The organism is Roseateles rivi (assembly GCF_043555845.1).
In the GTDB taxonomy this organism is placed as follows: domain Bacteria; phylum Pseudomonadota; class Gammaproteobacteria; order Burkholderiales; family Burkholderiaceae_C; genus Roseateles; species Roseateles rivi.
This window is the reverse complement of sequence record NZ_JBIGHZ010000001.1, coordinates 426,204-437,479: the sequence shown is the minus strand read 5'-3', so window position 1 is coordinate 437,479 and position 11,276 is coordinate 426,204. Positions and strand designations below refer to the sequence as shown.

Below are 11,276 nucleotides of genomic sequence, written 5' to 3'. Positions count from 1 at the left end.
CCCTACACTAGCGCCATGCGCCGGGCCAATTACCTTCGACCTCCAACGGCAGCCAGCGTTCCGGAGCCCACTCCGGTGGCTGAGCTGCTGCAGCGTCACGACGGTTTGGCGCGCCTCGGGGCCCTGCTGCATGCCTCCAAACAGCGCATGGAGATTGTTCGCCCCTGCCTGCCCGGCGCGCTGACGCGCTTTGTCACCCCGGGCGCTGTAGACGCCGAGGGCTGGACCCTGCTGGCAGCCAACGCGGCCATTGCGGCCAAGCTGCGCCACATCCACCCGCACATGGAGCTGCTGCTGCGCGAGCAAGGCATGCAGCCCTGGCGCATACGCATCAAGCTGCTGGCAGGTTGATGCCCTGCCGCACTAGCGCAGCCAGCGCTCCAGCACACGCTCGTAAGCACCCAGCACAGCGGGTTGGGTGAAGTGCTGCTGCCAGCGCTCAGCACTGCTTGCGCGCATTTGTCCCAGCACTGTGGGGCTGCCCAGCAGCTCGTCCAGGTGAGCCGACAGCTCAGAGACAGTACCAAAGTAGCGCGCCCCGCTGCCGGCCACCCATTGATTGAAGCGATTGGCATGGGCCAGCACCGCATTGCCGCAACCCAAAGCTTCCACCAAAGAAGGGTTGGTGCCGCCCACTTGGTGGCCGTGAACATAGGCAATGCCATTGACCCGCAGCGCACGCACGATGTTTTGGTCGTAAATCGCGCCCAAAAACAGCACTTCGTCGCTGGCGGCCTGCTTCACACGCTGGTGGTAGGCGTTGTCGGGACTAAATTTACCCAGCACCACCAATTTGCAGCCACGAGGCTTTTCTGAAAACGCTTCAACAATTTCCAGCACCGAATTTTCTGGCTCCGGCCTGGCAATCACTGTCAAGTAGCCCTGCGCCTGCAAACCCAGACTCTCAGGCAGCGGGTATTGCGCCTCCTCAACCGGGTCTGAACCATAGGGAATCATGGTGATCTTGGCCCCAGAGACACGGGTTTGGAGGTGTTTTTCGATCTCCGGGTGGTCGGCCACCAAGTGGTTGCCAAACCAGCAACCAAAACGCTCGTTGAGCCAAAACCATGTTTTGGCCACCACACCCCACTTGGAGCGCTTCCACTCCAGGCCATCCATATTGATCACATTGCGCACGCCCTTGAGTCTGAGCAGTGCGCAAAAAATGGCCGTATTGTAGCCCAGGGTCAAGCAAAGGTCTTTTTCACCTGCGGCGTGCCATGTGGAAATCCAGTCAAAAACAATGGTACTGAGCGCGCCTGAGCCAGACACCGGCACGATCACACGCTCCACACCCTGGTACTGATCCACGCGAATGGGCCCACTGCCTTCTTCCTGGCAGTAAACAATCACTTTCCAGCCGCGGTCTGTCAGGTAGAGCGACAAAGCCTCGGCAAAGGTTTCAAAACCACCATGTCCGGCAGGAATGCCACGGATACCCAGAATTCTCAAAACTTTTTGCACAAATCCCCCCCAATTTCCTCAATGCGGCGCAGCCAACAGTCCGTCATACAGCCGGGACATTTCCTCGACGTAGCGGCTGCGGCTGAATTTTTCTTGCACCAGTTGGCGCCCGCCCATGCCCATCTCCAGCAAGCGGCTGTCTGACTCGCCCATCACCTGGGCATAGGCCTGGGCCAGCGCTGCGGCATTGCCGCTCTCGAACAGCCAGCCGTTCTCGCCCTCGTTGATCATCTCGGTGATGCCGCCCATGGTGGCGCCAATGACGGTCTTGCCGCGCGCAAAACTCTCCAGCACGGTCATGGGCGCGTTTTCATACCACTCAGAGGGCAGCACCACGGCGCGGCAATCGTCCACCAGCTGGTGCAGTGCAGCGCCCGATTGGTAGCCCACAAAGCGCACGGGAGCCTTGAGTTCCTGGGCCAGGGCCTTGAGCTTGCTGTCGTCAGGCCCGGTGCCTGCGATCACCAGTTCCACCCCCGCTGCGGCAGCCGCCGCAATGGCGGTGTGCACGCCTTTTTCAAAGGACAGCCGACCAAAATACAAAATGTATTGACCCGGTTTGCCACTGACTTGATCGGGCACATCCGAGAAATTTGGAATATAGACCACGCGCTTCGCGTCCCAACCCCATTCGATGAGCTTTTCGCGGTAAAAATGGCTGGGCGCCACAATGGCACTGAGGTGCTTGTAATAGGTATTCAAAAGCCCACCCACACCATGCAGCGCGCTTTCCACCGCCACGATGGCGCTGGCCCCCAGAGAGCCCCGAATGCAGCGGTTTTTCACCACATTCAATACCGAGCCGTCTTTGCACTTCTCGCAAATACCGCCAGCGTTGAGCATTTTGTAAGCTGGGCAAGCGAGCTTGAGGTCATGCGCCGTCATGACCACGGGAATGCCATGCTTGCGCATGACCGGCAAAATTGAAGGCGACAAATGGTGGTAGATGCAATGCAAGTGCGCAATATCAGGCTTAAAAACCCCAAGCAGCTGCTCGAGCTTGCGCTGTGCCTCAAAGGAATAGACCACCTTGGAGGCCATCACCATCTTTTGCAAGAAGGTGTAATCAAAACCAAACTCCAACTCATCAACAAAGTACTTAGACCACTCAGAATCAACATTCTTTGGGTACTTCATTGAAAAATAGGCATTCTCCCAGCCCAACTGACCAAACACGCGCGCGTGCTCGAAGTACACCGCATCCGAACCACCGCGTCTGTAGTGGTAGCTGTTGACATTGAGTAGCCGCCGCAATTTATTCCCCCCCAACAAATGTCGATACGCGCTTGGCTATATGAGGCCATTGCATATCCGCCGTCTCGGCCCTGCAGCTGGCTTCCCAACGTGCTTGCTCGAGCAGCAGGCTGCGCAGTCCTTGCTCTAAGGCGTCGAGCATGTTTTCGTTCATGGGCACGCACAGGCCGTATTTCTGGCCGATCTGTTCTTTGAAATCACCCACATCCGTGGCCAGCACCGGGCGCGCAAATGCCAGGGCCAGTTTCAAAACCCCGCTGGTCGTACCCTCCAGATAGGGCAGTGCCACCACATCCGCGGCAGCAAAGTAGTTCTCCACCGCCTCAAAGGGGATGCGCTGGTTGTGAAACTCCAAATTCCCAGCTTCTTTGGCACTGTCAGCAAGGCTTTGTTCCTCTGCTGGGCTCAAGGATGATTTCCCTGCAATCAGGAATTTGACCCGCTCGTGTGGTCCAAACCGTTTGGCCAATTGTGCAAATGCCAGCGCGCCTTTGCGGGTCTCGACATGACCGAAAAAGAGCACCAGCTTCAAGCCCTCATCTGGCAGGCCCAAACGGGAGCGGGCTTCAGCACGGCTGGGTGCTGAGAGCTTAAACAGATCGTAGACCCCATGCGGCACCACCAGCTTGGGCTGGCGCAGGCCCATGGCTTGGAGGGCGGTGCTGGCGCGCTCGGAGTGCGCGATGTATTGATTGAAGGACTTGTAATAGAAAGCGAACGTGAATTTGCTCAAGGCGTTGGGGTAATGCGGCAAGACGTCATGCACAGTAACGGTGGCTCGCACCCCAAAAAGCCGCAGCAATCGCAGCACCAAACCATCCACCAGCGGAAACTTCAGTGGCCCCTGGAAAATATAGTGTTCGTGCCTGTGACGCAGCGCAAAGCCCATGAATTTCAGAATATCCAGCGGGTAATGTCGGCTGCGGCGAAACAGCGTCTGCACCTCAAACCCCATCTGCGTAAATCTGGGTTCAATTTGGGTGGAGGTGATCAACCTGGCCTTCTCCCCCAAGGCCTTGCACAGCGAAACGGAATAGTCAGTCAGCCCTGAATTCCCTGTGAAGCAAACAATATTTGTTTTCATTGACCATCCGTTTCAAGTGGCGCGCGGTGCACTGGCATGAACTCCCATTGCAAGAGCCCACTGAGCGATAGCGACATTTTGCCGACAGCGCCACTTAGCACTTCGAGCAAATTTGCACACCCAGACGAGATACGCTTCAGTGCTCCCCATACTGTTGCGCAAAGGACTCAGCGACGCCGAGGTGCAACAAATATTGGCGTAATGCCCAGCGCAGTCTGCGCTCGGGCGGGGTGGGCCACGGCTTCATGCAGGCTGATCTTGTCGAGCTCGGCAAGAAAGGCCTGCATGGCCTGACCCAGCACGCGCTGGAGTTGGCAGGCGGGCGCAATGGCGCAATGGCCCCCACCGGGCTCGTGGCACTCGACCAGCGCAAAGTCCTCTTCCGCCAGACGAACCACCTGACCCACGCTGATTTCTTGCGGCGCGCGCGCCAGTCTGATGCCGCCGGAGCGCCCGCGTTGCGACTCGATAAGGCCATGGCGACTGAAGTCGTGAACCACTTTGGTGAGGTGGTTGCGCGAAATGCCATAGGCCTGCGCGATTTGATCGATGGTGCTGAGTTCCCCACCGCTCCAGCGCAGCGACAGGAACATGAGCACTCGCAGTGAGTAGTCCGTATAGACGGTGAGGCGCATGGGAAGGGTGCAGGTTGCGAGGCAGTGTAGCGCTCGCCCGACACGGTTCTCTGGGGTCAAGTCCCCACGCCGAATGTGTCATTTTTTCCGATTGCCCATTAGATGTATTCTTCGCACATCTTTAAACATTCACCAGAAATACACCTTTAGGAGACTCTCATGCAAGACTTGGCCGCGGGCGTATCTGCCCTGTTGATGGGGTTTGTGCTGTTCGTCTACCTCTGGGTGGTGAAAAACAGCGGCAGCACGGCTGACGCAAAGGCCGTGAACCAGGCCAGCTACCGCTGGCGGGCGCGCACTTTCTGGGCTGCCCTGACGCTGGCACCCGTGCTGACGGCGGCCACCTTGCTGCCCTGGCCACACGACGTCAGTGCTCAAGAGGGCCATGTGGTGCAGGTTCATGCCACGGCCAAACAATGGTTTTGGGAGCTTTCAACGCAGCAGGCCAAGGTGGGCGACACGGTGGTGTTTCACGTGCGTGCGGCTGATGTGAACCACGGCTTCGCCCTCTACGACGAGAACCAACGCCTGGTGGCGCAGATCCAGGCCATGCCCGGCGTGGTCAACAGCGTGCGCCACCACTTCACCAAGCCCGGCACTTACAAGATTTTGTGCCTGGAGTACTGCGGCGTGGCCCACCACGGCATGGTGGCTGACTTCACCGTGGCAGCTGCCCAGTAAGGGGCTCATCCACCTCGCCCCTATTTGCCCCTAACGCACAACACCACCATGACTCACATCGAAAACCCAGCGCTGGATCGTCCCAGCGTTCACCCAGGCGTACGCCTGTACTTGATCACCAGCCTGGTGCTGCTGGTCGTGCTGATGATGGCCGGCGTCCTCATGCGAGCCATACAGGCAGGCTGGCTGGCGCTGGACGCGCCGCACTTCTACCAACTCATGACGCTGCACGGCGCGGGCATGGTGGGCATTGCAGGCCTGGCCGGCGCGGCCTTGGTGTGGCACTTCTTGTCGCAGCACGTTGAGCTGGACGCGCGCTTCATGTGGGCCAACTTGGCGCTGTTTGTGGCCGGGGTGCTCACCGTGGTGGGGTCCATCTTGATTGGCGGCTACGGCGGCGGGTGGACCTTTCTATGGCCTCTGCCGGCCAAGTCCATGGGCCTATGGAGCGCCCATGCGGCGGCGGCCTTTGTGGTGGGGCTGTTGCTCATCGGCGTGGGTTTTTTGCTCTTCAACCTGGACATGGGCTTGGCCATCACGCGCCGCTGCGGCAGTGTGCTCAAGGGCTTGGGGGTGGACCAGCTGATCAGCGGCCGCATCGACCCCAGCCATCCCACCACGGTGGTGGCGGCGTCCATGGTGGTGATCGTCAACACCCTGGGCATTCTCAGCGGTGCGGTGGTGCTGGTGGTGACGCTGGTGAACCTCTATGTGCCGGAGTTCGAAATCTCCGCCCTGCTGGCCAAGAACTTGATTTACTTCTTCGGCCACGTCTTCATCAACGCCACCATCTACATGGCCGTGACCGCCGTGTACGAGCTGCTGCCGCTCTACACCGGTCGGCCCTGGAAGGTGTCGCGCCCCTTCCTGGCGGCATGGGCCGCCGCCACCTTGTTTGTGATGGCGGTCTACCCCCACCACCTGTTGCTGGATTCGGTCATGCCTTCGGGGCTGATCGTGCTGGGTCAGGTGCTGTCCTACCTGTCGGGCATTCCCGTGCTGCTGGTCACGGGCTGGGGAGCACTCACCCTGGTGCACCGCTGCGGCATGCGCTGGAAGGCCCCTGCGGCTTGGTTGTTCCTGGCCATGCTGGGCTGGTCGCTGGGCGTGGTGCCTGCGGTGGTGGACGGCACGCTGCGCGTCAACCAAGTCATGCACAACACGCTGTGGGTGCCTGGGCACTTCCACCTCTACTTGGTGGGCGGTGTGGTGCCCATGGTGCTGGGTTTTGCTGCTCACATGTTCGCCAGGCCGCAGGGTCGCGCTTCCAGCCTCACGCTGCCCGTGGTTTACGGCCTGGGCACCCTGGGTTTGGGCGTGAGCTTCCTGGCTGCTGGCTGGGCCAGCGTGCCGCGCCGCTGGGCCGAACACGCCCCGGCTTGGCAGGGTTTTGACGCCTGGGGCGTGCTGGCCGGTGGCCTGGTGGTGCTGGCGGTGCTGGCTTGGGTGGTGGGGCTGCAGCGGCAGCGGCAAACCGCCTGAGGTCAGGCGCATCGCAAGGCCACAGCTCGGAACTGAAGTCCATGAAACACCGCGATCTTGCCCCCGCAGGCTTTGCCGTCCTGGTGCTGCTGGCCGTGCTGCTCACGCTGTGGCAGCTCACCTGGGGTGGGCGCAGCTTCACCAGCGATTCGTGGCGGCGCCTGGATCTGGCCGCACACCCGCGCGCCCTGCCACGCCCCGCGCTGCGCGACGAGCTGGGCCTGGCGGTGGATTGGCAGGCGCTGTGCCAGCGCCGCTGGGTGCTGGACTTCGTCTACACCCGCTGCACCAGCGTGTGTCAGGCCCAGGGCGTGCAGGCCGCGCGCATGGCGCGCATGCTGGACACCCTGGGTGTGAGCGTGTGGTCCATCAGCTTGGAGCCCGAGGTGGACGACGCGCAGGCCCTGGAGCGCTTCAAGCGCAATTTGCAAGGGCCTCAGTCAAGCTCTTGGAAGCTGGCCCACACCCGAGATGAGCACACCCTGCAGCCCCTGCTGGACAGCGCGGGCGTGGTGCGTGTGCGCGAACCTGACGGCAGCCTCAGCCACAACGCCGCTTGGTATGTGGTGGAGCCAGGCTGCCAGCTCAGCCAGGCCCTGAGCGCGCAGGAAATGCTGGAAACCGCGCAGCAATGGAGCAGCCATGCCACGCCACTTTGAGGCTCTGGCTGCCGTGCTGATGGGCCCGCAGCGTCGCGCGCTGGTCTGCGCCCTGTTGGCCTGCCTGTTGAGCCTGAGCCCAGTGCGCGAGCTGCTGCTGGCGCGCATGAGCACGCACATGGGCTTGCAAATTCCGGCACTGGTGGCCCTGGGCTGGCTGATGCGCTCAGCCCTGCCATTGCAGCGGCTCTACCGCTGGCGCCTGGGCTTGCTGCTGCTGGCCCTGGGCACGCTGACGGTGTGGATGCTGCCGCGCTTGCTGGACCTGGCCGTGCAAGACCGCGCGGTGGACCTGAGCAAAAGCGCAAGCCTGGTGCTGCTCGCCGGCCTGCCGCTGGGCTGTGCCTGGGCGCACCTGGGCTTTGTCTGGCGCGCAGCGCTGCACCTCGAAGCCCTGGCCACGCTCTGGCGCCTGGGCTGGCTGTACCTGGACAGCCCTGTGCGCCTGTGCAGCAACTACGGCTGGAGTGACCAGCAAACACTGGGCCGAGGGCTCTTGATGGCGGGCGTGGTCTACGCCACATGGCTGGCCTGGCAGGCCTTGCGAACACGCCCCAACACGGTGCCGACTGAGGCAGGAAACTTGACATGACAACGCGTCAAACCATCGACTACTTTGCCAAGGTGGCGGTCGGCAAACAGGCGCTGCTGCGCCAATCCCCCTGGGCCTTTGGCGTGAGCTCCATGCTGGGCGGGGCCTATGTAGGCCTGGGCATCGCGCTGATTTTGAGCATAGGCGCGCAGCTGCCCGCGGAGTGGCGCCGCCTGTGCATGGGGGCGAGCTTTGCGGTGGCACTGGTGCTGGTGGTGCTGGCCGGTGCAGAGCTCTTCACCGGCCACACGCTTTACATGCCGCTGGGCTGGCTGCGCCGCCAAGTCAAAGCCAGCGACGTGCTGCGCGGCTGGCTGGCGTGCTGGCTGGGAAATCTATTGGGCTCATTCTTGGTGGCGAGCTTGTTTGCCCTGGGCGGCGCCAACGGCCTGCTGGAGGACCCGCATTCGCTGCTCTACCGCCTGGCTGAACACAAGCTCTACGACCCGCCCCTGGCCCTGGTGGCGCGCGCCATTTTGTGCAACTGGCTGGTGTGCCTGGCGCTGTGGATGTGCGCCCGTGTGGACAGCGACGCCGCCCGCTGCACGGTGATCTTCTGGTGCCTGCTGGCTTTTATTGGCAGCGGCTACGAACACAGTGTGGCCAATATGACCGTGATGAGTTTGGTGCTCATTGGCAAACAGTTTGACCCCGCGACGCTGGCGGCCGCGCTCAGCAGCTTGGCCTGGGTGACCCTGGGCAACACCCTCGGCGGCGCGCTGATGGTAGGCGGTGCGTATGGGCTGGCACAGCAACCCAAGAACCCGCCGCACAGCACTGCGGCCGTAGCAACAGACGAAGGAGTCTCGGCATGACACGCGCAGGACTGTGCACCGAAGAGGACATCGAGCAACTGGTCACGCACTTCTATGCCGCCGTGCGGCAAGACGCGGTGCTGGGCCCCATCTTCAACCGCCACATCGACGACTGGCCCTCGCACCTGAGCAAGCTGGTGGACTTCTGGTCCTCGATTCTGCGCGGCACGGCGCGCTTTCGCGGCGCCCCCATGCCGGCTCACCAGGCGCTGCCTGAGCTGCAACCCGAGCTGTTCCAGCGCTGGTTGCGCCTCTTTGCGCAGAGCTGCGCGGCCCACACCAATGCCGCCATGAGCGCACGCGCCATGGAGGTGGCACCACGCATTGCCCAAAGCCTGTGGCTGGGCTGGCAGCAGTGTCACCGCGCGGGCCTGCCAGAAATTCCCCTCATGCCCATGGAGGCCCTGTGATGGACAGCACCTTGGCCCTGTTGTTTGGCAGTTTTGTCCTTTCGCTGCTGGGTTTGCTGGCATTTGTGGGCTCCATGCGCCACGGCCTGCTGGTCGAAAACCCCAGAGGGGCTGGCGTCATTTTCGAGCCCGGCGAGCAAGGCCATGTGGACGACCCGCTGGCCGCGCAGCGCCCCCACGCGGTGGCAGACCTGCACGAGCGCCTGAGGGCTGACCGCTCCAGCGCCATGCCCGTGTTCATGCTGATCCTGGCCGCCTGCTTCTGGCTGCTGCTGGGCACAGGTGCGGGCCTGGTGGCGTCGCTCAAGCTGCACATGCCGGACTGGCTGGTGGCGCAGCCCTGGTTGAGCTTTGGGCGCATACGCACAGTGCACCTCAACGCCGTGATCTATGGCTGGTCCAGCAACGCTTGCCTGGCCGTGGTGGTGTGGTTGCTGCCGCGCTTGCTGCGCACCCCTTTGGTGGGCAGCCACTGGGTGACGCTGGGAGCAGGTGTGTTCAACGCCGGTGTGGCCGCCGGCATTGGGGCCATTGCCGCCGGGGTGTCTGACGGCATGGAGTTTTTGGAAATCCCTTGGCAGATCGGCATCTTCCTGGTGGTGGGGCTGCTGCTCATCGTGGCTTCGGTGTTGCGCACCTTGGTGCGCCGTCGCACAGAGCACCTGTATGTGAGCGCCTGGTACTTCATCAGCGGCTTGCTGTGGATTTCACTGCTCTACGTGGTGGCCAAGATTCCCAACCTGCACACTGGCGTGCAGCAAGCCACCATGAACTGGTGGTTTGGGCATAACGCACTGGGGCTGTGGTTCACGCCGGTGAGCGTGGGGGCCATCTACTACTTCCTGCCCAAAATCATTGGGCGCCCGGTGCAGTCCTACAACCTCTCGCTGCTGGGCTTTTGGACGCTGGCGTTCTTTTACGGCCAAGTCGGTGGCCACCATTTGATTGGCGGCCCCGTGCCAGGCTGGCTGACCAGCCTGTCCATCGTGCAAAGCATCATGATGATCGTGCCCGTGGTGGCCTTCAGCGTCAATCAAATCGGCACCATGAAAGGGCACTGGCATGTGCTCAGGCGCTCGCCCACGCTGCGCTTCATGGCCTTTGGCGCGCTCATGTACATGCTCTCCTCGCTGGAGGGTTCGCTGGAGGCGCTGCGCAGCGTCAACACGGTCACCCACTTCACCCACTTCACCGTGGCCCACGCCCACCTGGGCATGTATGGCTTTGTCAGCATGGTGATGTTCGGCGCCTTCTACTACATGCTGCCGCGCGTGCTCAGCCGTGACTGGCCCCGCCCGGGCTTGGTGACGGTGCACTTCGTGCTGGCCAGCGCGGGCATCTTGCTCTACGTGGTGGCGCTGTCCATTGGCGGCTGGCTGCAAGGCCTGGCCATGCTGGATGCGGCTCGGCCCTTTGTTGAATCGGTCACCCTGACCCAACCCTATCTGCAAGCCCGCAGCGTGGCCGGTGTGTTGCTGACGCTGTCGCACCTGGTGTTTGTCTGGCATGTGCTGCTCTTGCTGGGCCGCCGCCCCGAGCCCGCCACGCCCCCAGCGACACCGGTTGCACCGGCTGCAGGAGCCACACATGCTCACTGACATCAAACTTCTGGGCGGCGCGGCTGCCACTTTGGGTCTGGCCACAGCCGCTTTGGTGGTGCTGCCCTATATGCAGGTTCGTGACGTGCAAGCCCTCCCGGGCAGCCGCCCCTATACCGAACAAGAGCTGCGCGGCCGCGCCGTCTACATCGCCAACGGCTGCGTGTACTGCCACACCCAGCAGCCCCGCGCGCGCCATCAAGCCCCCGACACCGAACGCGGCTGGGGCCGCGCCTCGGTGCCTGCGGACTATGTGTACGACAGCCCTCACCTGCTGGGCACCATGCGCACCGGGCCGGACCTCTTCAACATCGGCGTGCGCCAGCCCAGCCAAGACTGGCATCTGGGTCACCTCTACCAACCGCGTGCTTTTGTGGCGGCATCCAACATGCCTGCCTACCCCTACCTCTTCACGCTCAAGCCCAAGGCGCAAGAAGGCGATGTGGTGGTGAATCTGCCGCCTGCGCATCAACCCGATCAGCAAGTGGTGGTGGCTCGCCCCGAGGCTCTGGATTTGGTGCGCTACCTCCAGGCCCTCAAACACGATCAGCCCGTGCTGCAAGACCCACCGCCCAGCACCAAAACCTCGCAGGCCCGATGAC

At 62.4% G+C, this 11,276-nt stretch carries 13 protein-coding genes; 9 read left to right on the top strand and 4 right to left on the bottom strand.

Annotation, left to right across the window (positions count from 1 at the left end):
• Positions 1-75: 75 nt before the first annotated feature.
• Positions 76-351, top strand: coding sequence for a hypothetical protein (locus ACG0Z6_RS02030; RefSeq protein WP_394458376.1), 276 nt, complete (start codon positions 76-78; stop codon positions 349-351).
• Positions 352-363: 12 nt separating this feature from the next.
• Here the strand turns inward: ACG0Z6_RS02030 and ACG0Z6_RS02025 are convergent, their stop codons facing one another.
• The 4 genes from ACG0Z6_RS02025 to ACG0Z6_RS02010 all read right to left on the bottom strand — a co-directional run bounded on the left by ACG0Z6_RS02025 (position 364) and on the right by ACG0Z6_RS02010 (position 4,437).
• On the bottom strand, positions 364-1,464 hold the full coding sequence (locus ACG0Z6_RS02025) for a DUF1972 domain-containing protein (RefSeq protein WP_394458374.1): 1,101 nt from the start codon (positions 1,462-1,464) through the stop codon (positions 364-366).
• A gap of 18 nt (positions 1,465-1,482) precedes the next feature.
• Entirely contained in the window at positions 1,483-2,718 is a 1,236-nt protein-coding gene (locus ACG0Z6_RS02020) for a glycosyltransferase (protein ID WP_394458372.1), read from the bottom strand.
• A gap of 1 nt (position 2,719) precedes the next feature.
• Positions 2,720-3,802 carry a glycosyltransferase gene (locus ACG0Z6_RS02015; protein ID WP_394458370.1) on the bottom strand — a complete coding sequence of 361 codons (1,083 nt, stop codon included), beginning with the start codon at positions 3,800-3,802 and terminating at the stop codon, positions 2,720-2,722.
• A gap of 167 nt (positions 3,803-3,969) precedes the next feature.
• On the bottom strand, positions 3,970-4,437 hold the full coding sequence (locus tag ACG0Z6_RS02010) for an RrF2 family transcriptional regulator (protein ID WP_394458368.1): 468 nt from the start codon (positions 4,435-4,437) through the stop codon (positions 3,970-3,972).
• A gap of 159 nt (positions 4,438-4,596) precedes the next feature.
• Here ACG0Z6_RS02010 and ACG0Z6_RS02005 point away from each other — a divergent pair, with 159 nt between their 5' ends.
• The 8 genes from ACG0Z6_RS02005 to ACG0Z6_RS01970 are packed head-to-tail and all read left to right on the top strand — an operon-like array spanning position 4,597 to position 11,275.
• Positions 4,597-5,118, top strand: coding sequence for a cupredoxin domain-containing protein (locus ACG0Z6_RS02005; RefSeq protein ID WP_394458366.1), 522 nt, complete (start codon positions 4,597-4,599; stop codon positions 5,116-5,118).
• Positions 5,119-5,166: 48 nt separating this feature from the next.
• Entirely contained in the window at positions 5,167-6,600 is a 1,434-nt protein-coding gene (locus ACG0Z6_RS02000; protein ID WP_394458364.1) for a cbb3-type cytochrome c oxidase subunit I, read from the top strand.
• A gap of 41 nt (positions 6,601-6,641) precedes the next feature.
• A complete protein-coding gene (locus tag ACG0Z6_RS01995) occupies positions 6,642-7,259 on the top strand; it encodes an SCO family protein (RefSeq protein WP_394458362.1) in 618 nt (205 codons plus the stop codon).
• On the top strand, positions 7,243-7,851 hold the full coding sequence (locus ACG0Z6_RS01990; RefSeq protein ID WP_394458360.1) for a hypothetical protein: 609 nt from the start codon (positions 7,243-7,245) through the stop codon (positions 7,849-7,851). Before ACG0Z6_RS01995 ends, ACG0Z6_RS01990 begins: the two co-directional genes overlap by 17 nt.
• Positions 7,848-8,666, top strand: a complete 819-nt coding sequence (locus ACG0Z6_RS01985; protein ID WP_394458358.1) for a formate/nitrite transporter family protein — start codon at positions 7,848-7,850, stop codon at positions 8,664-8,666. Before ACG0Z6_RS01990 ends, ACG0Z6_RS01985 begins: the two co-directional genes overlap by 4 nt.
• The gene (locus ACG0Z6_RS01980) at positions 8,663-9,076 is read left to right on the top strand and encodes a group III truncated hemoglobin (protein WP_394458356.1); all 414 of its coding nucleotides are present in this window, start codon (positions 8,663-8,665) and stop codon (positions 9,074-9,076) included. The genes ACG0Z6_RS01985 and ACG0Z6_RS01980 overlap by 4 nt, the downstream gene beginning before the upstream one ends.
• A complete protein-coding gene (locus ACG0Z6_RS01975; RefSeq protein WP_394458354.1) occupies positions 9,076-10,674 on the top strand; it encodes a cbb3-type cytochrome c oxidase subunit I in 1,599 nt (532 codons plus the stop codon). The genes ACG0Z6_RS01980 and ACG0Z6_RS01975 overlap by 1 nt, the downstream gene beginning before the upstream one ends.
• Positions 10,664-11,275: a cbb3-type cytochrome c oxidase subunit II gene (locus tag ACG0Z6_RS01970; RefSeq protein WP_394458352.1), complete on the top strand. Its 612-nt coding sequence runs from the start codon at positions 10,664-10,666 to the stop codon at positions 11,273-11,275. Before ACG0Z6_RS01975 ends, ACG0Z6_RS01970 begins: the two co-directional genes overlap by 11 nt.
• Position 11,276 lies beyond the last annotated feature (1 nt).